This is a genomic window from Chromobacterium sp. Beijing (assembly GCF_021496765.1).
GTDB lineage: Bacteria > Pseudomonadota > Gammaproteobacteria > Burkholderiales > Chromobacteriaceae > Chromobacterium.
Genome location: NZ_CP053750.1, coordinates 686,336 through 706,875 on the forward strand (window position 1 = coordinate 686,336; position 20,540 = coordinate 706,875).

At 61.0% G+C, this 20,540-nt stretch carries 19 protein-coding genes; 11 read left to right on the forward strand and 8 right to left on the reverse strand.

Annotation, left to right across the window (positions count from 1 at the left end; translation table 11 throughout):
* The first annotated feature begins 209 nt into the window (after positions 1 to 209).
* From pflB to HQN78_RS03375, 3 genes are all read left to right on the forward strand, one after another.
* Positions 210 to 2,468 carry a formate C-acetyltransferase gene (gene pflB, locus HQN78_RS03365; RefSeq protein ID WP_107800127.1) on the forward strand — a complete coding sequence of 753 codons (2,259 nt, stop codon included), beginning with the start codon at positions 210 to 212 and terminating at the stop codon, positions 2,466 to 2,468.
* 200 nt (positions 2,469 to 2,668) lie between these two features.
* The gene (locus HQN78_RS03370; RefSeq protein ID WP_235087899.1) at positions 2,669 to 3,145 is read left to right on the forward strand and encodes a VOC family protein; all 477 of its coding nucleotides are present in this window, start codon (positions 2,669 to 2,671) and stop codon (positions 3,143 to 3,145) included.
* Between the two features lie 406 nt (positions 3,146 to 3,551).
* Positions 3,552 to 4,205: a hypothetical protein gene (locus tag HQN78_RS03375; RefSeq protein WP_235087901.1), complete on the forward strand. Its 654-nt coding sequence runs from the start codon at positions 3,552 to 3,554 to the stop codon at positions 4,203 to 4,205.
* A gap of 176 nt (positions 4,206 to 4,381) precedes the next feature.
* Here HQN78_RS03375 and HQN78_RS25420 read toward each other — a convergent pair whose 3' ends face one another.
* The gene (locus tag HQN78_RS25420) at positions 4,382 to 4,510 is read right to left on the reverse strand and encodes a hypothetical protein (RefSeq protein ID WP_255360666.1); all 129 of its coding nucleotides are present in this window, start codon (positions 4,508 to 4,510) and stop codon (positions 4,382 to 4,384) included.
* 9 nt (positions 4,511 to 4,519) lie between these two features.
* On the opposite strand from HQN78_RS25420, the gene HQN78_RS03380 reads away from it, so the two are divergent.
* The 3 genes from HQN78_RS03380 (at position 4,520) to HQN78_RS03390 (ending at position 6,726) form a co-directional block, all read left to right on the forward strand.
* Positions 4,520 to 4,924, forward strand: coding sequence for a VOC family protein (locus tag HQN78_RS03380; RefSeq protein ID WP_235087903.1), 405 nt, complete (start codon positions 4,520 to 4,522; stop codon positions 4,922 to 4,924).
* Between the two features lie 281 nt (positions 4,925 to 5,205).
* Positions 5,206 to 6,186, forward strand: coding sequence for a PIN-like domain-containing protein (locus tag HQN78_RS03385; protein ID WP_235087906.1), 981 nt, complete (start codon positions 5,206 to 5,208; stop codon positions 6,184 to 6,186).
* Positions 6,187 to 6,381: 195 nt separating this feature from the next.
* Positions 6,382 to 6,726 (forward strand): hypothetical protein, encoded by a 345-nt coding sequence (locus HQN78_RS03390; RefSeq protein ID WP_235087908.1) that lies wholly within the window; start codon positions 6,382 to 6,384, stop codon positions 6,724 to 6,726.
* A gap of 290 nt (positions 6,727 to 7,016) precedes the next feature.
* On the opposite strand, the gene HQN78_RS03395 is transcribed toward HQN78_RS03390, so the two are convergent.
* Entirely contained in the window at positions 7,017 to 7,457 is a 441-nt protein-coding gene (locus HQN78_RS03395; RefSeq protein ID WP_107800132.1) for a hypothetical protein, read from the reverse strand.
* Positions 7,458 to 8,004: 547 nt separating this feature from the next.
* Here HQN78_RS03395 and HQN78_RS03400 point away from each other — a divergent pair.
* Positions 8,005 to 8,679 carry a M24 family metallopeptidase gene (locus HQN78_RS03400; protein WP_235087910.1) on the forward strand — a complete coding sequence of 225 codons (675 nt, stop codon included), beginning with the start codon at positions 8,005 to 8,007 and terminating at the stop codon, positions 8,677 to 8,679.
* Positions 8,680 to 8,833: 154 nt separating this feature from the next.
* On the opposite strand, the gene HQN78_RS03405 is transcribed toward HQN78_RS03400, so the two are convergent.
* The 3 genes from HQN78_RS03405 to lhpI all read right to left on the reverse strand — a co-directional run bounded on the left by HQN78_RS03405 (position 8,834) and on the right by lhpI (position 12,176).
* Positions 8,834 to 9,979, reverse strand: a complete 1,146-nt coding sequence (locus tag HQN78_RS03405) for a branched-chain amino acid ABC transporter substrate-binding protein (RefSeq protein WP_235087912.1) — start codon at positions 9,977 to 9,979, stop codon at positions 8,834 to 8,836.
* 79 nt (positions 9,980 to 10,058) lie between these two features.
* Positions 10,059 to 11,075 carry a proline racemase family protein gene (locus HQN78_RS03410; protein WP_235087914.1) on the reverse strand — a complete coding sequence of 339 codons (1,017 nt, stop codon included), beginning with the start codon at positions 11,073 to 11,075 and terminating at the stop codon, positions 10,059 to 10,061.
* A gap of 189 nt (positions 11,076 to 11,264) precedes the next feature.
* On the reverse strand, positions 11,265 to 12,176 hold the full coding sequence (lhpI, locus tag HQN78_RS03415) for a bifunctional Delta(1)-pyrroline-2-carboxylate/Delta(1)-piperideine-2-carboxylate reductase (protein ID WP_235087917.1): 912 nt from the start codon (positions 12,174 to 12,176) through the stop codon (positions 11,265 to 11,267).
* A 176-nt stretch (positions 12,177 to 12,352) separates the two neighbouring features.
* Here lhpI and HQN78_RS03420 point away from each other — a divergent pair, with 176 nt between their 5' ends.
* Complete coding sequence (locus HQN78_RS03420; protein WP_235087920.1) at positions 12,353 to 13,132, forward strand: FadR/GntR family transcriptional regulator; 780 nt, start codon at positions 12,353 to 12,355, stop codon at positions 13,130 to 13,132.
* A 141-nt stretch (positions 13,133 to 13,273) separates the two neighbouring features.
* On the opposite strand, the gene HQN78_RS03425 is transcribed toward HQN78_RS03420, so the two are convergent.
* On the reverse strand, positions 13,274 to 14,407 hold the full coding sequence (locus HQN78_RS03425; protein ID WP_235087922.1) for a hypothetical protein: 1,134 nt from the start codon (positions 14,405 to 14,407) through the stop codon (positions 13,274 to 13,276).
* Between the two features lie 450 nt (positions 14,408 to 14,857).
* Between HQN78_RS03425 and pflA the strand changes: the two genes are divergently transcribed.
* The 3 genes from pflA to pta all read left to right on the forward strand — a co-directional run bounded on the left by pflA (position 14,858) and on the right by pta (position 19,135).
* Positions 14,858 to 15,649: a pyruvate formate-lyase-activating protein gene (pflA, locus tag HQN78_RS03430; protein WP_235087924.1), complete on the forward strand. Its 792-nt coding sequence runs from the start codon at positions 14,858 to 14,860 to the stop codon at positions 15,647 to 15,649.
* A gap of 92 nt (positions 15,650 to 15,741) precedes the next feature.
* Positions 15,742 to 16,935: an acetate/propionate family kinase gene (locus HQN78_RS03435; protein ID WP_043594375.1), complete on the forward strand. Its 1,194-nt coding sequence runs from the start codon at positions 15,742 to 15,744 to the stop codon at positions 16,933 to 16,935.
* 115 nt (positions 16,936 to 17,050) lie between these two features.
* Positions 17,051 to 19,135 carry a phosphate acetyltransferase gene (pta, locus tag HQN78_RS03440; protein ID WP_107800140.1) on the forward strand — a complete coding sequence of 695 codons (2,085 nt, stop codon included), beginning with the start codon at positions 17,051 to 17,053 and terminating at the stop codon, positions 19,133 to 19,135.
* Between the two features lie 73 nt (positions 19,136 to 19,208).
* Here the strand turns inward: pta and HQN78_RS03445 are convergent, their stop codons facing one another.
* On the reverse strand, positions 19,209 to 19,721 hold the full coding sequence (locus HQN78_RS03445; protein WP_235087926.1) for a hypothetical protein: 513 nt from the start codon (positions 19,719 to 19,721) through the stop codon (positions 19,209 to 19,211).
* Positions 19,700 to 20,329 (reverse strand): hypothetical protein, encoded by a 630-nt coding sequence (locus HQN78_RS03450; RefSeq protein ID WP_235087929.1) that lies wholly within the window; start codon positions 20,327 to 20,329, stop codon positions 19,700 to 19,702. Before HQN78_RS03450 ends, HQN78_RS03445 begins: the two co-directional genes overlap by 22 nt.
* Positions 20,330 to 20,540: the final 211 nt, after the last annotated feature.

Consider the following 20,540-nt stretch of genomic DNA (forward strand, 5'->3'; position numbering starts at 1 on the left):
ATGCGCCGGCTACAATGACGGCGTGTTGATGTGGTTTTTCATGGTATTGAAAATAAAGCGTTTTTTAAGAGATTTTGCCGCCGCCTCGGGCGGGGCCGCACGCGCGTTTTAGTCTGCGGCAGTTGATCTTTATCAAACGATTTTTTTCGAAACCGAATGTACAATATGTTCAGTACTCAACATTTACTGATAGTTACTAGGAGGCACACATGGATGCTCTGAATCGTGACGCGACTCAAGCCAACCCCTGGCGCGATTTCACCGGCGGTGAATGGCAAAGCAAGGTGGATGTCCGCAACTTCATCCAGCTGAACTACAAGCCGTTTGAAGGCGACGCCAGCTTCCTGGCGCCCGCTACCGCGCGCACCCAAAAGCTGTGGGACACCCTGAGCGAGTTGCTGAAAGAAGAACGCGCCCGTGGCGTGCTGGACGTAGCCGCGGACCGCGGCAGCTCCATCACCGCGCATGACGCCGGCTACATCGACCAAGCCAGCGAAGTCATCGTCGGCCTGCAAACCGATGCGCCGCTCAAGCGCGCCATCATGCCCAACGGCGGCCTGCGCATGGTTGAGAACGGCCTGGAAGCCTTCGGCTTCAAGCTGGACCCGGTCATCAAGGACGTGTGGACCCACTACCGCAAGAGCCACAACCAGGGCGTGTTCGACACCTACACCCCGGACATCATGGCCGCGCGCAAATCCGGCGTGATCACCGGCCTGCCGGACGCCTACGGCCGCGGCCGCATCATCGGCGACTACCGCCGCGTGGCCCTGTACGGCACCGACTTCCTGCGGGCCGAACGCCAAAAAGTATTCCATGAGCTGGACGACGCCGTTTTCAACGAAGACGTGCTGCGCCTGCGCGAAGAACTGTCCGAACAATTCCGCGCGCTGGACGAACTGAAGCAGATGGCCGCCAAATACGGCTTCGACATCAGCCGCCCGGCCGTCAACGCCCGCGAAGCGGTGCAGTGGACCTACTTCGCCTACCTGGCCGCCGTGAAAGAACAAAACGGCGCCGCCATGTCCTTTGGCCGCGTCGCCACCTTCCTGGACGTCTACATCGAGCGCGATCTGGCCTCCGGCGCGCTGACTGAAGAACAAGCCCAGGAAATGATCGACGACCTGGTGATCAAGCTGCGCATCGTGCGCTTCCTGCGCACCCCGGAATACGATCAACTGTTCTCCGGCGACCCGACCTGGGTGACCGAATCCATCGGCGGCATGGGCGAAGACGGCCGCACCCTGGTGAGCAAGAGCAGCTTCCGCTTCCTCAACACCCTGTACAACCTGGGCCCGGCGCCGGAACCCAACCTGACCGTGTTGTGGTCCACCCAGCTGCCGCGCGGCTTCAAAGACTTCTGCGCCAAAGTGTCCATCGACACCAGCTCCATCCAGTACGAAAACGACGACCTGATGCGTCCGCACTGGGGCGACGACTACGGCATCGCCTGCTGCGTGTCCGCGATGCGCATCGGCAAGCAAATGCAGTTCTTCGGCGCCCGCGCCAACCTGGCCAAAGCCATGCTCTACGCCATCAACGGCGGCGTGGATGAAAAGTCCGGCGTGCAAGTGGCCAAGGGCTTTGAGCCGATCAAGAGCGACGTGCTGACCTACGACGAACTGATGCCCAAGTTCGACCTGCTGATGGACTGGCTGGCCGCCACTTACGTCAAGGCGCTGAACTGCATCCACTACATGCACGACAAGTACGCCTACGAACGCATCGAAATGGCGCTGCACGACCGCGACATCCTGCGCACCATGGCTTGCGGCATCGCCGGCCTGTCCGTGGCCGCCGACTCCCTGTCCGCCATCAAGCACGCCAAAGTGCACATCATCCGCAATGAAGCGGGCCTGGCGGTGGACTACAAGATCGAAGGCGACTACCCGGCTTACGGCAACAACGACGACCGCGCCGACAGCATCGCGGTATGGCTGACCGAAACCTTCATGGACAAGATCAAGGCCCAGCCGCACTTCTACCGCAACGCGATGCCGACTCAGTCCGTGCTCACCATCACCTCCAACGTGGTGTACGGCAAGAAAACCGGCAACACCCCGTGCGGCCGCCGCGCCGGCGAACCGTTCGCCCCGGGCGCCAACCCGATGAACGGCCGCGACGTGAAAGGCTTTGTCGCCGCGGGCGCATCGGTAGCCAAGCTGCCGTATGAAGCCGCGCTGGACGGCATCAGCTGGACCGCCTCCGCCACCCCGGACGCATTGGGCCATAGCGAAGAAGAACGCGTTGCCAACCTGGCCAACTGCCTGGACGGCTTCTCCGACGCCGGCGGTTTCCACGTCAACGTCAACGTGTTCAAGCGCGAAACCCTGATGGACGCGATGGAACACCCGGAGCTGTACCCGCAACTGACCATCCGCGTGTCCGGCTATGCGGTGAACTTCGTCAAGCTGACGCGCGAGCAACAGCTGGACGTGATCAACCGCACCTTCCACGGCAGCATGTAAGCGCAAGGCCGCTGGCCACCGCGACGGCCAGCCGGCACAACGCAAAGCCTCCCTTAGGGGAGGCTTTTTTTATGCGCGCGGCGAGATCGCCAAAATTGTCTACCATGACAAATGTATGTTTCGGGCATGCGGCCATTGCTCGTTCTTGTACATGGCAATGGCCTGTCTTTGAGCGATATGAGCCAGCAAAGGGAAGGGGAATGGGCAAAAACACCATCTGCCTGTGGTACGACGGCGACGCCGAAGACGCCGCGCGCTTCTACGCCGCCACCTTCCCGGACAGCCGCGTCGGCGCGGTGCTGCGCGCACCCGGCGACTACCCGGCCGGCAAAGAGGGCGATGTGCTCACCGTGGCATTCACCGTGCTGGGCATTCCCTGTCTGGGTATCAACGGCGGCCCAGCTTTCAAACACAGCGAAGCCTTCTCCTTTCAGGTGGCCACCGAAGACCAGGCCGAAACCGACCGCCTGTGGCAGGCCATCGTCGGCAACGGCGGCCAGGCCAGCGCCTGCGGCTGGTGCAAGGATAAATGGGGCCTAAGCTGGCAAATCACCCCGCGCGTGTTGACCGAGGCGCTGGCCGATCCAGACCGGGCCGCCGCCAAGCGGGTGTTCGACGCGATGATGGAGATGGTGAAGATTGATATTGCCGGGATTGAGAAGGCGAGGAGGGGATAGTTGTTATTTTTCAGGTGGCTGTTGACGGCTAAAAGTGGCTGATTTCGGGCAGCAACACGCCATCGGCTCACCCCTGAGCCCAATGCTTTTCTTGTTTCAATTGCGTAGAACGTGTTTACGCTCTTGCGAGCAAGAGCGAGACAAGGCGAAAACGGCTGAGAAAGCGGAATGTACAAGTGGTACATGAGCATTTCGAAGGCGTACTCATCGTGTAACGCTCCACGCAGCGCAGTAGATCGTAAACAGGTTCTTAGAAGCGTCAGGCGCCTGCTACAGGAAATTTAAAGGGGCCAGATTGCAGTTGCATGCTTTTCACCGGTCGTTCTTCGAGCAGGACTCACTTCGAATATCCGGCTTGGTCAGTCGAAGCTGGTTATGAAAACCGAGAATAAGCAAGGAGCATGTTGTGGCTATCACCCTCGTTTTGGCTTGCAAACAAAGTGACTTCAACGCACGGCATAGTGGCTCCTGCGAAGGCATTTCCTTTTATTTCTGCATGCGCGCGCTTGACTTGGGTCCGGTGCCGGGACTTGCCGACATGTTGGAACAGCGGAATATCAGTCGGAAGGTTGAGCGCATCATGGCTTTGCAGGACCAGATCTGTGATGGCCTCATGACATCCGGCGCCTATGAAACCGACATTGACGACCAACCGATCAGCGACCCCAGAGGAGGCAACCTTCCTGGTATTCGCAACCAGGGCAAGGCCATCCAGGCGTTTCATAACCTGTACTCACAGGAGGCGCAGACCCTGGGCTGCAAGTCGATTGGAACCTTGTCTTCCTTCTTCGAGGGAGGCTTCGTCCAGTTGCTGACGCACACCATCGAACTGTTGGTGAGCAGCGGGCGCGGCGCGGCACTGATCGCGATGCAAAGCACTACGCCCCACTCTGTGGCGCTTGCCTATGACGGTAGCGATCTCTATTTCTTCGATCCCAATTCTGGCGTTCACACATTGACGAACCTCGCCACGGCAGCGACGGAACTGGAGAACCACCTGATGACCTACTATGCCGTCCCCTCCTGCGTTCACGTCAATATGTTCAAGCTGAACCACTGAAACGAACTTCCCAGTGAACGGTTGGGGACAGTTCCATTTGATGGGCAGACTGGCCGCTTGCGGCCCTCCACCAGGGACAGCTAGGGGGCGTAAGAGGCCGCAAGCTAAGCAATTATTATTTCAGAAAGCGTCACGTCCCAAACCAAGCCCCGGCCAAAGCCGGGGTTCGTTCTTCCTTACTTCTTCTCTATCCGCCGCGCCGCGCGGCTTTCCAGGGTTTTGCGTTTGAGCAGCGCCCGCTGCTGGCGATGCCGTTCGTCAACGTCCTCAAACACGTCCACCTTGCGCGCGGTCTGCGTGAGCATGGCTTCCAGATGCTTGAAGAAGCCCGCCTGGTAGCTGCGTTGCTGCTTGCGGAAGTCGATGTCGCGGCTGAGGAGGTTTTTTATGCGCGGCTGTTTTGGATCAATGCCGCAAAAAAATGCCCATGTGCTATAAAGTGTTATAATTTATATGTCATTACTTCTGGTCGGGTGGCCGCCGAAGATCAGGCCGAAACCGACCGCCTATGGCAGGCCATCGTCGGCAACGGTGGCCAGGCTAGCGCCTGCGGCTGGTGCAAGGATCAATGGGGCCTGAGCTGGCAAATCACCCCGCGCGCGTTGACCGAGGCGCTGGCCGATCCGGATCGCGCCGCCGCCAAGCGGGTGTTCGACGCGATGATGGGGAGGGTGAAGATTGATATTGCTGGGATTGAGGTAGCGAGGAGGGGGGGGTGAGAAGTGTGTGCTTTAGGTGTGAGGGGTGTTGACGGCCAGCTTCGGGCAGTAGTGTGCGAGCGAGTTGAGTCTGCTGGTTGTTTGCCGCTGTCTATCTTGCTGTTGCTACGCACTTTCACAACGGCTAAAGCCCCCACCTCCTAGTTTAGAACGCTAATAAATAGATCTTGATAGTTATGTCTATAGCCTTGCTGCTTTATGTATTTTGCGCAAAGTAATGATTGTTGTTTATGTATATACATAGCCCTTGCGCAACTTTGTTAGGGTCTAAAGGACGTGTGATGCGAAGTGTTTTTCCTGGTTACTACAGTCCGACTGAAGATGATTTTTCCACCCTGTGGAGTGAAGGGGTCTTCATCTTTGATACTAATGTCTTGCTGAATTTATATAGTTACCCAGAGGATGTTCGAAATGTTTTCTTTTCCGTTTTGTCAAAAATCAGTGACAGAATTTGGATTCCTTATCAAGTCGGGCTTGAGTTTCATCGAAATCGTTTTTCGAGAATAAAGCAGGCAAACCAGAGGGTTGAACAGCTTCTTCAAACAATCAATAAGACCGGTGGTCAGATAAATTCTGAAGTAAATAGTATTGAGCTAGAGAAACGTAATATTGGAATTTCTGATATTCAGGATCGTCTGACTGCCGTTCAAGCTGCACATGCTGCACTATCAGAGGCTGTTCAGCTTGCATGTAACAAACTGCCTCCAATTAGTCTTAGTGATCCTATCGGCGTGGAAATATGTAAACTGCTTGATGGTCGTGTTGGTCCTCCGCCAGCTGATCAGGCCGCTCTTGATGCGCTTGTGGTCGATGGACAAGACCGATTTGATAAGCAAATTCCACCAGGCTTTTCGGATGTGAAAAATAAGAGCGAAAGTGTCTTTAGAGATAGGGGGCTTACTTATTTTAGGAAGTATGGCGATTTGATTGTTTGGAAGCAGCTTATGTCGCATGCAGACGAAGAAAAAATCAAGAATGTTATTTTCATTACAGGAGACAAGAAGCCAGACTGGTGGTGGCTCGATGAGTCCAGGACGTTAGGGCCATTGCCTGAGCTAGTTCAGGAAATTACCCTAAAATCTAGTGTGGAAAGATTCTGGATGTACAGCGCCGATCAGTTTTTAAAATATGCAGAAACCTATTTGGAAGCGACGGAGGTAACAGCAGAGGCTGTTGAGCAAGTAAAGGAGTTTTCAACTCCTGCTGAGCAATCGTCGCTTTTTGAATCTCAACCAAAAACTCTTTTGGGGGGGCTGCTTTGACGGGGGGGATGCCTTAAGTCCTGATTTTGGGTTTGTGCAATGGTCAGGAGATTCTGGGGTGTCGGTTGACCCGCCAATGGGAAAAAGTAGCTCGCGCCGTTTGCAAGGAAAATGGGGGGGAGTTTCAGTGGGACTTATTCTGCAGAGGATGTTGCAGAAAGATGGCTTCAGTCTAGACATCCTTATGCCATTGTAATGCAGACAAAAAGCTTTCCTGATTTCATTGTGGACGATGAGGGAGATGTCTTTGGCTATGAATTTAAATTCATAGCAAATTTTTCGGCCCGATCCTTTCCTCCATCAGTAGTGAGTGCTTTGCTTCGTGGTTATCTCGAAGTAAATGAGGGTCGTCTTCAAAACTTTACACTTTTAATTGGGCTGCCATTGGAGTATGCCGAATATTTTGATGATTTGGAGTGGCGTGAAGATGTGTTGAGGCGAAGCTGCACATTGCTTGATAAGTACCCTGCAGGATCAATAATATTTGGGGTGGTCGCTGGGGATAAATTTGGTGAGGTCATGAGCGTTAAGTATAGTTAATGATTTTTGGTATGGTTGGTTCAACTCTTGGGGGTGTGAGGTTTCTGTAGCCAGAAGTCTGATATGACTGCGGTCCAGTGCTCAGCTTCATGTTTCTTGACGCACTAGAAGACATTGTGAGCTTTTGTCTATAGGCAGAATTTCTGCCCATCAGTTGCAAGCGGCTGTGCATTGGGCTCGGTGTTGAATGTCAGTAATGGGCTGTAAACCGCGATAAGCTTATCATTTACTACCTCAAGCAAATTTCAAACCCAAACCAAACCCCGGCCAAAGCCGGGGTTCGTTCTTCCTTACTTCTTCTCTATCTTCCGCACTGCGCGGTTTTCCATATTCTTGCGTTTGATCTGCGCCTGTTGCTGGCGGTGCAGTTCGTCAACATGCTCGAACACGTCCACCTTGCGCGCGGCCAGCGTCAGCATGGCTTCCAGATAGTTGAAGAAGCCCACTCGGTAGCCGCGCTGCTCCGGTTTGCGGAAGTCGATGTCGCGGGTGATGCGCGCCAGCAGGCTTTGGCCGCAATAGCCGGGGTTATCCTTCAGCCATTGGACGAAGTGAGCGCCGCATTCGCGGCCATAGGCGCAGTCGGCGGCGTAGTCCGGGTGGGCGGCCGGCATCTGCCAGTAATCGGCTTGCGGCCGGCCTGGGCGTCGGGACACGAAGGGGAGCAGGGTTTCGCGCGCTTCCAGCGAGGCTTGGCGATAGCGGCGGCGAGTGGGAAAGGTTTTCGACATGGTGTTTCTCCTGCGCTGACACAAGATAAACCACCTGCCAGGTATTCAGACGGGAGTTGGCAGGCGCGTGGCAGGATTGGCATAACCGGAGTAACCAACCGGCGAGCGCGGGGCGCTCCCCCACCACGAGCCTGCCGATTTTGGCGCAGCCATGGAGAAATACGGGCATGCGCGGTAAGCGCAATGTCCGTTGGTTACTGGGCGGGATGCCAATCCCGGTGCCGTGAATAACAGCACCCGGCGATTGTTACCGAGTGGGCGGGCAGGGTCAAGCCAGCGGGGGCGCGAGGGCAGGGGCTGGCAGGAGGATTTGTCCGTGATTTGAATGTCATGATTCTGCTGCGTTGCGGTATACTTCACTGCCCATTTCATCACTTTATTTTTTGAACCTGTTTACGTTCTCGCGAGCAAGAGCGAGACCAGGTGAAACCGGCTGAGGAAGCAGAATGTACTCGTGGTATATGAGCATTCCAAAGCGGTACTCACCATGTCACCTCTCATGCAGCGCAGCAGATCGCAAACAGGTTCTTAAGACAGGGCATTTCTTATGACCACAGTCTCTCTCCCTCCGGAAGCGGTGGGCAGCGCTTTCTCCCTGGACAAAATGATCGTCGCCCGCGACAAAACCATGGCGGCGGTGCGGCGCATCGCCGCGCAGATCCGCTCCGGCATGACCGAACAGCAGGCCAAGGATTTGGCCAAGGCTGAGCTGGAAAGCATGGGCATGGACCGCATCTGGCACGGCATCATCATCCGCTTTGGCCGCAGCACGCTGAAGATCTTCAAGCAGCAGATCGACCCGGACAATGTGCTGCTGGACGACGACATCTTTTTCATTGATCTGGGCATCGTCTGGGACGGCCACGAGGGCGACGCCGGCGATACCTTCGTGGTCGGCGACAACGCGCGCAAGCAGGCCTGTGCCGAGGCGGCGCGCCAGCTGTGGCAGGAGGTGGCGGACAAATGGCGGCGCGAGCGCCTGGCCGGCCCGGCCTTGTACCAGTACGCGGCGGAGCGCGCCGAGGCAATGGGCTGGCGGCTGAACCTGGACATCAAGGGCCACCGGGTATCGGACTTTCCGCACGCCATTTACAAGGCCGGCAGCCTGGGCGATTTCGCCCAATGTCCGGACACCGGTTTGTGGATTCTGGAAATCCAGATTGCCGATCCGTCCGGCGAGTTTGGCGCTTTCTATGAAGACCTGCTGGTGATCGAGGGTTGATCCGGGACGGGCGGCGGCGAGCCGCCCGCCAGCTTTGGCGCTTGGCCGGGGTTTGCGTCCGCGACGCGGGCGAATTGAGAACGGCTAACAAAACCGCGCAAAGAATCTGAGGCAAGGCGGTATCGCCGACGCGCAGCAGATCGTAAACCGGTTCTTACTGCACCACCGACCGCACCTTCCAGGCATTGCCTTCCACCGCGGAGATCGTCACCGGCGCTTGCTTCAGATTGCCCTTGGTGTCGAAGCTGAAGTCGGCGCTGACGCCCGGGTAGCGGGTTTGGGCCAGCAGCGGCAGGTATTTGGCCGGTTCCGGCGAGTTGGCGCGCTTCATGGCGTCGGCCACCATCATGACCCCGTCGTAGAAGTGCGGGGCGAACAGGACGACGTTTTGTTGGTAACTGGCCTGGTAGCGCGTTTGAAATGCCTTGCCTGCCGGCCGCGCTTCCAGCGGCCCGCCGGGTACGGCGGAAATGTGGCCAAGCGCATTGGCGCCGGCCAGTTTGATAAAGGTCTCGGTGCTCAGCATGTCGCCGCCCATCAAGGTGGCGCTCATGCCCAGGCGCTTCATCTGGCGAGCCATCGGCGCGGCTTGGGCGTCCGCGCCGCCGTAGAACACGATGTCCGGTTTCTGCGCCTTCAGCGCGGTCAGGATGGCGCTGAAATCGGTGGCTTTGTCATGGGTGTATTCACGCTTGATCGGCGGCTTGCCCAGGCGGGTGATGGATTGGATGAATTCGTCGGCAATGCCCTGGCCGTAAGCGGTGCGATCGTCGATGACCGCGATGCGCTGCGCCTTGAGCTGCTGTACCGCATAGCGTCCCAGCGCGCCGCCCACCTGGCTGTCGCTACCCACTAGACGGAAGGCGGTTTTGTAGCCGGCGGCGGTGTAGGCGGGGTTGGTGGAGACCGACAGCTGCGGGACGCCGGCCTTGGCGTAGATGCGCGAGGCGGGAATGGTGACGCCGGAGTTGAAGTGGCCGATCACCGCTTTGACGCCGGCATCCATCAGGCGTTGAGCGGCTTGCGTGCCGGCTCGCGGGTCCGCCTGGTCGTCTTCGGACCGCAGTTCGAACTTCACTTTTTGGCCGCCGAGGGTGATGGGCTTGGCGTTCAGCTCGTTGATCGCCAGCTTGGCTCCGTTCTCATTGTCCTTGCCGTAGTGGGATTGCGGGCCGGACAAAGGTGAGGAGAAACCTATTTTCACCACGGTGTCGGCATGGACGGGGCTGAGGGCGAAGAGGGTGATCGTGCCGCCAAGAGCCAATAGGGCGATCAGGCTGCGAGGATGCTGCTGTTTCATGCGTGTCTCCTTTGCGCTGCTCTGTTTTGATGGCTGGCCGCGCCATCATTTTCACGGCTGGGGGCCGCCACGCAAGCGTTCAATGCAGTAGAAAGCCCCGGCCAATCAAGTCGTCAGGCTCCAATGACCAACTGGCTTTGCCGCTGTAGTGGGCGCGCCCGGCCACGCGTACCGTCACCGCGTCATGGCCCGGCAACTGGGCTTGGCGGATCACTGTGCCGCTGAACAGCGCTCCGGTCAGGCTTTGGAATTCGCAGGTTTCCCCAGGCGCGACCAGCCCCTTGGCGTGTCGGATGGCCATGCGCGCGGTGACGCCGGAGCCGGTGGGGCTGCGGTCGACTTCGGCGTCGGCAAAGACGCAGACATTGCGGCTGCCGCCATCGGCGGCCCGCTCGCGGCCATCGGTGAGGATGCTGCCGTACAAGAAGCTCAGGTCGTCGGCAATGGGGTGGCGCACCGCGATGGCGTCGCGCACCGCCTGGGTGAGGGCGGAGGCGGCGTCCACCAGCTCGCGCAGGCGGCCATCCAGCGACACGCCCAGTTTTTCGGCGGCCACTACCGCGTAGAAGGCGCCGCCGTAGCCGATATCCACGACCACTTCGCCGATGCCCGGCACGGTGACGGGCAGGTCCAGGGCAAAGGCGAAGGCGGGCACGCTCTCGAATTGCACGGCGCCGGCCTTGCCGTTCTGGATTTCCACCAAGGCTTCCACCAGGCCGCATGGGCATTCGATGCCCACCCGCGTCAGCGGCGCCACGGCGGGCACTTTGCCGCTATCCACCGCAAAGCGGGCCAGGGCGATCACGGCATGCCCGCACATGGTGCTATAGCCTTCGTTGTGGGTGAACAGCACGGCGAGGTCCGCGTTTGGCATGGAGGGCTGCACCAGCACCGCGCCATACATATCGTAATGGCCGCGTGGTTCATGCATGAGCAGGCGGCGCAGGGGGTCCAGGCGCTCGCTCATGAAACGGCGTTTGGCCAGGATGTCCGCTCCTTGAATCCTGTCGCCAAGGTTGAGCACGATGCGCACCGGCTCGCCGCCGGTGTGCATTTCCACGGTCTCGATGACAAAATCCGCAGGCAATGGATTCATGTGTTCACTCCTCCTATTTATCACCGGGTGCGTTGGCGCACCGTTCGTTTAGACCCGCTAACAAAACCCCTGATCCAGCGTTGCGCCTCCTTGTCGTACGGCTTGTACTGCCTGCGTCGGCGCGCCTTGGCTCAGGTACGCTGCGCGGTTTTGTTAGCGGCTCTTGGCTAACTGGACGTTGCCGCCCGGCTAACCGGCCTTCCAATGCGCCAGCGCGCAGCGCGCCGCCGCCAAATCCCAGGCCGCGGTGCCCACGCTCTTGAACAGGCGCGGGCGCTTGGCGTCGTAGCGTCCTGCTATCGCCTCAGCCAAGGGCCGCACGGCGTTCCAGTCCACGCCCGCCTGGATCAGGTCTCCGGCTTCATGCCGTGCTCCGACAGGGTCGTCAGAGAACAGCTGGCTGCCGGCGATGGCGGCCGGCCCGATTTCGGCCATGTCCGGACGAAACGCTCCCACTCCCACCAATAGCCGGTTGCTGCGGGCGTCCTCGTGGTAGATCGGCGCTTTGCTGGTGGTCAGTGTGATCACCACGCCGACATCGTCCGCTACGCGGCCGCGGCATGGTCGTAGCGCTAAGGGAAGGGGGGCGTGCCGGCGGCAGAATTCGGCGCTGTCCGCCATTTCCCGGCCATGCACATCCACGCGGATGTCCGGGAACAGGGCGGCAATGGCTTCCAGATGGCCGGAGGCCTGCTTGCCGGCGCCAATCAGCGCGATGGCGGCCGGCCTGCCGGCGTACAGGCTGTTGATCGCCAACATGGAAATGGCGGCGGTGCGCTGGGCGGTCACCGTGGGACCGTCAAGAATCAGCAGCGGCTGGCCGGTGAGGGCGTCGTACACGCTGACGATGCCATGGATGGTGGGGAGGCCCTGCTTGAGGTTGTCCGGGCACACGTTGACCAGTTTGTGAATGCCGATATCGCTGGCGCTGGCCGGCATGGACAGCAGCACGGCGTCGCCCCGCAAGGGCAGCACCTGCCGCTCCGGGCTGACGATCCGCCCTGCCGTGTATTCGGCGGCGGCAAGGGACAGGGCCTGACAAAGATCGGCCATCGGCAACAAGCTCTTGGTTGCGGAGGCGGGCAGTACGGGGATGGACATGGTGCTCCCTCATCGATAAGTGGCAAAATTCAGACCAAATCCACGGTTTACCCTTGGGGTTTTTGCCGGAATCCATAAAATTGGTCTTAAAATTACCTTGTTATATCGTTAACTTGTTTTGTAAGTTACCAATTTAGGGGTGGCGTCACAAGGGCTTCTGCTGCGGCGGCGGGGGCATGGTCGTAATTGTCACCAATTCACAACAAATTGGTTTTGGGGTAACCAGAATGGATGCCAGTACTCTGGAACAGAGCCACTTTCAGCCGCTTCCCATCTATGAGCAGCTTGCTGAACAGATCCGCAACGGCATTGTTGGAGGGGAGTTTCCTCCTGAATCGCGGCTGCCCTCGGAAAGAGAGCTCGCCGCCCGCTACCGCGTGAGCCGGCCTGCCGTACGGGAGGCCATTGGCGCTTTGCAGAATCAGCAACTGGTGATGACGCGCCGCGGATCGGGCACCTATGTCTGCCAGGATGCCTTGCAACGGCTGCGGCAAGCCGTGCCCGCAAACGAGCGCGGGCAGGCGGACGACAGTCCGATATCGACGCTGGAAGTTAGGCTGATACTAGAGCCGGCCATTGCCCGCATGGCGGCCAGAAAAGGGCAGCGCGATGAAAGGGCGGAGTATTACCTGGCGCAAATGAAGGGGGTCAAAAACATAGACATTCCGGCGCAGCAAGTGCTCTGGAGCGAAAGCGACCGCTTGTTCCACCGGCAACTTGCCGTGATGACCGGCGATGCGCTGATGGTCCGCATCGCGGATGAGGTGGCTAAAGCCATGGCGCAGCCTCTCTGGCAGCGCTTGCGCGATGATGGCATCTATGACGAGGAGCGTATTGGCTTGTACGTTGCGGAACATCAGCTGATTTACGAATCCATCATCATCGGCGATGAGGATGCCGCGGCCTTTTACGTTGAGCAGCATTTGCGACGGGTAAGGCGGGATATCTCCGGCTAAGCCGCCAGCGCATGGATCCGCATGGCTGAACGGCTCCGGCCCCGCAGGCGCGCCCGTCACTGGACAGGGCTGTTTGCGGGGCCGGAGTCGTTCATGTGTATCCTGCCGTCAAGGCCTCGCCAGACCGGGCATGGCCAGGCGCTATTCCTCCCGGTGCGCTCCCGGATAACGCACTTCTCCCTCCGGTATGCCGCAGCCCCACAGCGAATAGGGGTCGGCCATTTCATTGACGCCTTCGCCGTAACGATTCTCCGCCGGGCGCAGATGCGCCAGGCAGCAGGCGCCCAGTTCGGTGGCGTAGAGCCCGTGCACTGTGCTGAGCACGCGGTGGCTCATGCTGTGCTGCGAGGGGAAGGCGATGGTTTGTTGCGCTTCCACGCGGCTGTAGTCCGCGCTCATCTTCACTTGCACCACGCCGTTGAGGGCGTTGGCGCAGGCCATGGACGAGGCCAGCAGATACAGCCGCGGCTCCGGGCCGGCGGCGGGCGGAAAGCCCAGGTGGATGAAGCCGGCGCCGGCGGCCGGGGCGGTGGTGAGCTGGAACCAGTCGATCTCGCCGCCGGCCAGCACGCGGCCAAAACCGCCGTTGCCGCCGGAGGCGTTGCCCAGCAGCGCGAACCACAGATTGCCGTCCGGTCCCGGCACCATGCCCACCGGGGTGTTGCCGTGTTCGGCGGGGATTGCAATGGCGGCCGGCGCGTCGCCGTTGGCCGGGATGCGGTAGAGCTGGCTGGATTGGTCCAGCGTGGCGTACACGTCGCCGCTGTCCGGATGGAGCTGGACGAAGATGGGCCGCGGCGGGCAGGGATAGAGGGTGGCGTCCGCGGGCATGAGGCTGTTGATGCGCACGATGTGATGGCTGTCCTTGCAGGAGGTCCACAGGATGTCGCCGTCTTCCGCCACCACGTGCGGGCCGCGCGCCGGGGGCGGCAGCGGCACCCGCTTGAGGATTTTTGGCGGCGTGGTGAGGTCAGACGCTATCGGGTCTATCAGCAGCAGCTCGGACTGGAATTGCAGCGTCACCCACAGGCAGCCGGGGTGGGTTTTGGAAACGGTCAGCCCGTGCAGGCCGGAAAACGGATTGTCGATGACGTGGGACACGGCGGCGCGCGGCTGGCCGCTGTGCGGGTCCACGCGCATTTTGACCAGGGCGCCGGACGGCTGTTGGGAGATCAGCAGCAGGTCCGCCCCGATGGCGGCCACTTCATGGGTTTGGCTGGAGGCGGGCAGCGGATATTCGATCACGCTTTTGAGGGCGAGGCGCAGTGCGTTCATGGCGGTTTACCGAAGGTGTGGAATCCCTTTGGCATAATAGGTGGCGGTCATGACGTTTGCAAAAACGGGGCTTGCCTTGATCCAGCTCAGCCGCGGTCCGGCGCTTGCGAGGCCGGGTTTATGCCCCCGGCGTGTTATGACGATGTTCGTGAACGAGCGGAAATATTGCAGTGCAAGGTAAAACTAACGACTGTTTTAACTAGAACTCCACGTAAATCAAGGGTTTGCCGGGTGGGGGGTGTGGGAGGATGTGGCGTGCGCACATCACAATGTACGCTTTTGACCTGTATCAAACACATATTTTCGTTTTAGAATATAAAATGTGTTCGTAAAATAACATTTGTGTTCGGCTCTGGCGTTTTGGGCTCGCCCCCGTTCGGAACCGCGCACTATGCTTTAAAAGGCGGCCTGTTAAGGGCCGGCCTCTGTCGGCCATAGGAGCACAAACGCATGCCAGATACCCAAACCGCCGTGGACACGGTCCCGCAAGAACACGCCATGTCTCCCGAATCCGTGGTGGGTTACCTGCACTCCACGGAGAGCGGGGCCGGGGTGGATGGGCCTGGCATGCGCTTTGTCTTCTTCACCTCGGGCTGCCAGTTCCGCTGCCTATACTGCCATAACCCGGATACCTGGAAGCTGCACAACGGCCGCCAGGCCACGGTGGAGCAGGCGATGGCGGAGTTGGAGCCGTACGCGCGTTTTTTGAAGTTCGCCGGCGGCGTGACGGTGTCCGGCGGCGAGCCGCTGATGCAGGACGCTTTCGTGGGCGCGCTGTTCCGCGAGGCCAAGCGCCGCTTCGGCCTGCACACGGCGCTGGATACCCAGGGCTTTTTGCACGAGCGGGTGAGCGACGAGTGGTTCGACGCGGTGGACCTGGTGATGCTGGACATCAAGCATTCGGACCCGGAGCGCTATCACGCGCTGACCGGCCAGCCCTTGCAGCCGACGCTGGACTTTGCCCGCCGGCTGCAACGCCTGGGCAAGAAGATGTGGGTGCGTTACGTGCTGGTGCCGGGTTTGACCGACGGCGACGAGGACATCAGCAGGCTGGCGGATTTCGTCGCCGGCCTGGGCAGTGTGGTGGAGCGGGTGGAGGTGTTGCCCTTCCATCAGTTGGGCATGGACAAGTGGCAGAAGCTGGGCATGGAATACCAGTTGGCGGATACGCCGATTCCCACGCCGGAGCAAGTCAAACGTGCCCGCGAGTTGTTTTCCTGTAAAGGCTTGAAGGTGACTTGAACGCCTTCCGGCCGGTGGTTTTTGGCTGGCAGCGTCGCCCGGAGCGGCGCTGCTTGTTTATCGAATTATCTATCATGAATCGCTGATATATTATGACGACATCTTCTGAAATTCTGGTGATCAACTGCGGCAGTTCCTCGCTGAAATTCGCGCTGCTGCCCAAGGGCTCCAGCGAGCCGCTGCTGTCCGGTCTGGCCGAGTGCCTGGGCCTGGCGGATTCGCGCATCATTTTCAAAACCGCGGAAGGCAAGAAGACGGAGTCGCTGAACGGCGGCAGCCACGCCGAGGCGATGGAAGCGCTGACCCGTTTCATGGGCGAGCATGAGTGGCTGGACAGCGTGGTCGCCATCGGCCACCGCATCGTTCACGGCGGCGAGCGCTTCCAGGCGTCCGCGCTGATCACCGACGAAGTGCTGGCCGGCATCGAAGAATGCTGCGCGCTGGCGCCGCTGCACAACCCGGGCCACCTGGTGGGCATCCGCGCCGCGCAGAAAGCCTTCCCCAAGCTGCCGCAGGTGGTGGTGTTCGACACCGCCTTCCATCAGACCATGCCCAAGCCGGCCTATATGTACGCCGTGCCGCAGCGCTTCTACAAAGAATACGGCGTGCGCCGCTACGGCATGCACGGCACCAGCCACCGCTTCATCGCCGGCGAAACCGTGGCCGAGCTGAAGCTGGACCCGGCTAATCACGGCATCCTGATCGCCCACCTGGGCAACGGCGCTTCCGCTTCCGCAGTGAAGAACGGCAAGTGCATGGACACCACCATGGGCATGACCCCGCTGGAAGGCCTGATCATGGGTACCCGTTCCGGCGATATCGACCCGGCCGCGGTGACCTTCATCGCCCGCAAGGAAGGCCTGGATCTGGACGGCATTGACAATCTGCTGAACAAGCAGAGCGGCCTGCTGGGCATTTCCGGCGTGTCCAGCGACTGTCGCGCTCTGGAAGAAGCGGCGGCGGAAGGCAATGTGGACGCGCAACTGGCGCTGGACATGTTCGCCCACCGTCTGGCCCGCCTGCTGGGCGGCCTGGCCACCTCGCTGGACCGCATCGACGCGCTGGTGTTCACCGGCGGCATCGGCGAGAACTCCAGCCTGCTGCGCGAGAAGACCCTGAACCACATGAAGGTGCTGGGCTTCGCCGTGGACGCGGCCGCCAACGAGCGCGCCGTGCGCGGCAACACCGGCGTGATCAGCCAGCCGGGCAGCACCACCGCGCTGGTGATGGCCACCAATGAAGAGTGGATGATCGCCAAGGATACCGCCGACCTGGCCGGTATCTGATAGGACTTCGCGGCGCAAGCCGCGTCCGTATCGCGCGGCCGGCGCTCCGTCGGCCGCCGCCTGATTCTGAACGCCGGGCCGCTTTGCGGCGGCGCGCGCGTCGAAAGTAAAACTCATGACATCGCAACAACCGAAACGAGTGTTTTTCCTGGCTTCCTATGGTTCGGACGCCGGGCTGACCTCCATGACCCTGGGCCTGGTGCACGCGCTGGAGCGCGACGGCATCAAGGTGGGCTTCGTCAAGCCCATCGCGCAGCCCGCCAGCGTGGGCGCAGAGCTGTCCAGCCACTTCGCCCGTCAGCTGTGCAATATCGACGCGCCGGCGTCCATCCCGTTTGCCCGCGCTCAAGCCATGCTGCGCGAAGGCGAGCTGGCCACCTTGATGGAAGATGTGGTGCGCCTGGCGGAACAGGCGCGGGACAATCACGACGTGCTGATCGTTGAAGGCCTGGTGCCGGACAGCGACGCGCAAACCGCCATCCGCCTAAATGCGGAAATGGCCGGCAGCCTGTCCGCGGAACTGTTGCTGGTGCTGTCCGGCGCCGGCCGCGGCGCGCGCGACATCGCCGAATGCGTGCAGCTGGTGCAGCGCCAGTTCGGCGCCGACGGCAACGGCAAACTGGCCGGTCTGCTGCTGAACCGCGGCGCGGAGTGCGGCAATCTGGCCGGCCTGCGCGCGGAGCTGGCGGAGCAGGGCTGCGCCACGCCGCTGCTGGGCTGCGTGCCTTACGACGCCAAGCTGGACGCGCCGCGCGTGCTGGACGTGGTCAGCGCGCTGGGTTTGAAGATCGAACACGCCGGCCAGATCGAGCAAGCGCGCATGCGCGAAACCGTGGTGGCGGCCCGCACCGTGGAGAAGATGGCCGAACGCCTGCTGCCGGGCACCCTGGTGGTGACGCCGGGCGACCGCAGCGACGTGGTGTTGGCCACCTCGCTGGCCATGCTGCGCGGCGTGCCGCTGGCCGGCCTGCTGCTGACCTGCGGCGAACCGGTGTCCGGCAGCATCCTGCCGCTGATCCAGTCCGCGCGCCAAGCCGGCCTGACCATTCTGTCCACCGAGCGCGACACCTATGAGACCAGCACCATGCTGGCCAATCTGGACCGTCACGTGGCGATGGAAGACGCCGAGCGCATGCAGGCGATGATCGACTTCGTGGCCGAGCGCATCGACACCGCGGTGCTGGTGCAGAAGATAGGCGAGCCGCGCGAAGTACGCCTGCCGCCGCCGGCCTTCCGCCATCGTCTGATCGAGAGCGCGCGCCGCTCGCAAAAGCGCATCGTGCTGCCGGAAGGCGACGAGCCGCGCACCATCCAGGCCGCCGCCATCTGCCACGAGAAGGGCATCGCCCGCTGCGTGCTGATCGGCGAACCGGAGCGCATCCGCCAAGTGGCGGAAGCCCAGGGCGTGACCCTGCCGGCCGATATTGAAATCCTGGCCCCGAAAGAGGCCGCCGGCCGCTATGTGGCGCCGATGATGGAAATGCGCAAGAGCAAGGGCCTGACCGCGCCGCAGGCGGCGGAGCAGCTGGAGGACAGCGTGGTGATCGGCACCATGATGCTGGCCCTGAACGAGGTGGACGGCCTGGTGTCCGGCGCGGTGCACACCACCGCCAACACCATCCGTCCGGCGCTGCAGCTGATCAAGACCGCGCCGGGCGCGAGCATCGTGTCCAGCATCTTCTTCATGCTGATGCCGGATCAGGTGCTGGTGTACGGCGACTGCGCGGTGAACCCGGACCCGAACGCGGAGCAGCTGGCCGACATCGCCATCCAGTCCGCGGATTCCGCCAGCGCCTTCGGCCTGAGCCCGCGCGTGGCGATGATCTCTTACTCCACCGGCACTTCCGGCAGCGGTTCGGACGTGGAGAAAGTGCGCGAAGCCACCCGCATCGCCAAAGAAAAGCGCCCGGATCTGATGATTGACGGCCCGATGCAGTACGACGCCGCCAGCGTGGAATCCGTAGGCCGCCAAAAGGCGCCGGACAGCGAAGTGGCCGGCCGCGCCAATGTCTTCGTGTTCCCGGACCTGAACACCGGCAACACCACTTACAAGGCGGTGCAGCGCTCCGCCGGCGTGGTGTCGGTGGGTCCGATGCTGCAAGGCCTGCGCAAGCCGGTCAACGATCTGTCGCGCGGCGCGCTGGTGGACGACATCGTCTACACCATCGCCCTGACCGCTATCCAGGCGGACGCGCAGTAAGCGGCGAGAGCGCTTGATCTGAAAACAGCCCCCGGTGCGAAAGCGCCGGGGCTGTTGTCTTATGCGGCCTTGTTTAGTGGCGCTGCGCGGCGATGGGGCGCGTCAGCGCCACCCATTGTTCGGAGGCGGGAGAGCCGGCCAGTTCCACGCCGTTGTCGGCGAAATACACTTTGGAGACTTTGCCGTCGAACAGCTCGGGCTGACGCAGCACGGAGCGGACTTCGGAGTAGGTGATCGGCTCGTAGCTGTGCTGGAAGCGGCGCTGCTGTTCTTGCCAGGGTTTTTGCCGTATCGCTTCAAGGTCCATCTTGCCGCGGCCGGCGTCGTTCCAGGCAAAGGCGATTTCCGCGCCTTGCTGGGCGAAGAATTCCAGGCCCAGTTTGCTGGAGTTGCGGAAGAAGTGCTTGATGAACAGCTCGGACAGGTCCAGCAGGTCGCGCTGTTCCAGCGTGCGCTTGCCGAGCGCGGCGGCGACGTCGTCGGCGTTTTTGCAGCCGCAGGCGTGCACCAGATAGAGCAAGGTGTTGACCGTGGTTTCCGTGCGGCAGCCGCCGCTGGTGTTCTTCAGCACAAAGCGGGTGGCCACGGCGGAGCGCTCCGCCGGCGGCACGTCGGCCAGCAGCGCGTTGAGCCGGACAAACGGGTCCAGCCGCGTGTGATGGGCGCCCAGGTAATCGGCCCAGGCCTGGAGGATGGGGCGGCCGGCTGCGGCGCGCGCTTGACCAGCTTGCCGGCGGCGGCGTCGCTGATGTGGCGGCTGAATTCCTGGATCAGCTTGCGAGGCGAGATGCTATACATGGCGTCGTCGCGGCTGTAATGGACGATGTTCAGCTGCTTATTGTAATTGGCGATGGTGGCGACGTTTTGCATGTCCAGTTCGCCGCGCACGAAACGGGACAGCTGCATTTGCGCGTGACTCAGGCCGTACAGCGCCACCGCTTGGTCCTGACGCGCAGGGGAGGCGTTGACCTCGCCGTTGGCCACCCGGAACAACAGCGACTGGAAACGGGCTTGCTGCGGAACGGGTCCTTGCGTGGTTTGCGGGCGGTCCGGCGCGGCGGCGCAGCGATTCGAGGCGCTGGCCAGCTGCCGGCCCAGGCCCAGTTGTGGCTGAGCGGCGGCGGCGCGGGCAGTCGGCAAGGCCGCGGGAGCGGCGAGGGGGCGAGTGGCGCTGTGGGCGGTGATGTTTGGCATGGGGTCGGCTTTCAAGTGGAAGACATGGAGTGATTCGACCCCGCTACTGTCGTCAAAAAGCCGGAGGGCGGCTTGCAGAATTCACTCAGCGCGCCATCCGCGGCGATGGGCGCGAGTTTGCCCGGCGTTGCCGTTTTTTTGCCGAAAATCAATGCAGATGGGATTGTGTTATAATCAAGGCGAGGTTGAACTTCCGATAAACACTTAATTA

Excerpts from the sequence above, each read along its gene's own strand:
- pflB (WP_107800127.1), top strand. The coding sequence starts at position 210 with ATGGATGCTCTGAATCGTGACGCGACTCAAGCCAACCCCTGGCGCGAT.
- HQN78_RS03370 (WP_235087899.1), top strand. The coding sequence starts at position 2,669 with ATGGGCAAAAACACCATCTGCCTGTGGTACGACGGCGACGCCGAAGAC.
- HQN78_RS25420 (WP_255360666.1), bottom strand. The coding sequence starts at position 4,510 with ATGCTCACGCAGACCGCGCGCAAGGTGGACGTGTTTGAGGACGTTGAC.
- HQN78_RS03380 (WP_235087903.1), top strand. The coding sequence starts at position 4,520 with ATGCTTGAAGAAGCCCGCCTGGTAGCTGCGTTGCTGCTTGCGGAAGTC.
- HQN78_RS03385 (WP_235087906.1), top strand. The coding sequence starts at position 5,206 with ATGCGAAGTGTTTTTCCTGGTTACTACAGTCCGACTGAAGATGATTTT.
- HQN78_RS03390 (WP_235087908.1), top strand. The coding sequence starts at position 6,382 with ATGCAGACAAAAAGCTTTCCTGATTTCATTGTGGACGATGAGGGAGAT.
- HQN78_RS03395 (WP_107800132.1), bottom strand. The coding sequence starts at position 7,457 with ATGTCGAAAACCTTTCCCACTCGCCGCCGCTATCGCCAAGCCTCGCTG.
- HQN78_RS03400 (WP_235087910.1), top strand. The coding sequence starts at position 8,005 with ATGACCACAGTCTCTCTCCCTCCGGAAGCGGTGGGCAGCGCTTTCTCC.
- HQN78_RS03405 (WP_235087912.1), bottom strand. The coding sequence starts at position 9,979 with ATGAAACAGCAGCATCCTCGCAGCCTGATCGCCCTATTGGCTCTTGGC.
- HQN78_RS03410 (WP_235087914.1), bottom strand. The coding sequence starts at position 11,075 with ATGAATCCATTGCCTGCGGATTTTGTCATCGAGACCGTGGAAATGCAC.
- lhpI (WP_235087917.1), bottom strand. The coding sequence starts at position 12,176 with ATGTCCATCCCCGTACTGCCCGCCTCCGCAACCAAGAGCTTGTTGCCG.
- HQN78_RS03420 (WP_235087920.1), top strand. The coding sequence starts at position 12,353 with ATGGTCGTAATTGTCACCAATTCACAACAAATTGGTTTTGGGGTAACC.
- HQN78_RS03425 (WP_235087922.1), bottom strand. The coding sequence starts at position 14,407 with ATGAACGCACTGCGCCTCGCCCTCAAAAGCGTGATCGAATATCCGCTG.
- pflA (WP_235087924.1), top strand. The coding sequence starts at position 14,858 with ATGCCAGATACCCAAACCGCCGTGGACACGGTCCCGCAAGAACACGCC.
- HQN78_RS03435 (WP_043594375.1), top strand. The coding sequence starts at position 15,742 with ATGACGACATCTTCTGAAATTCTGGTGATCAACTGCGGCAGTTCCTCG.
- pta (WP_107800140.1), top strand. The coding sequence starts at position 17,051 with ATGACATCGCAACAACCGAAACGAGTGTTTTTCCTGGCTTCCTATGGT.
- HQN78_RS03450 (WP_235087929.1), bottom strand. The coding sequence starts at position 20,329 with ATGCCAAACATCACCGCCCACAGCGCCACTCGCCCCCTCGCCGCTCCC.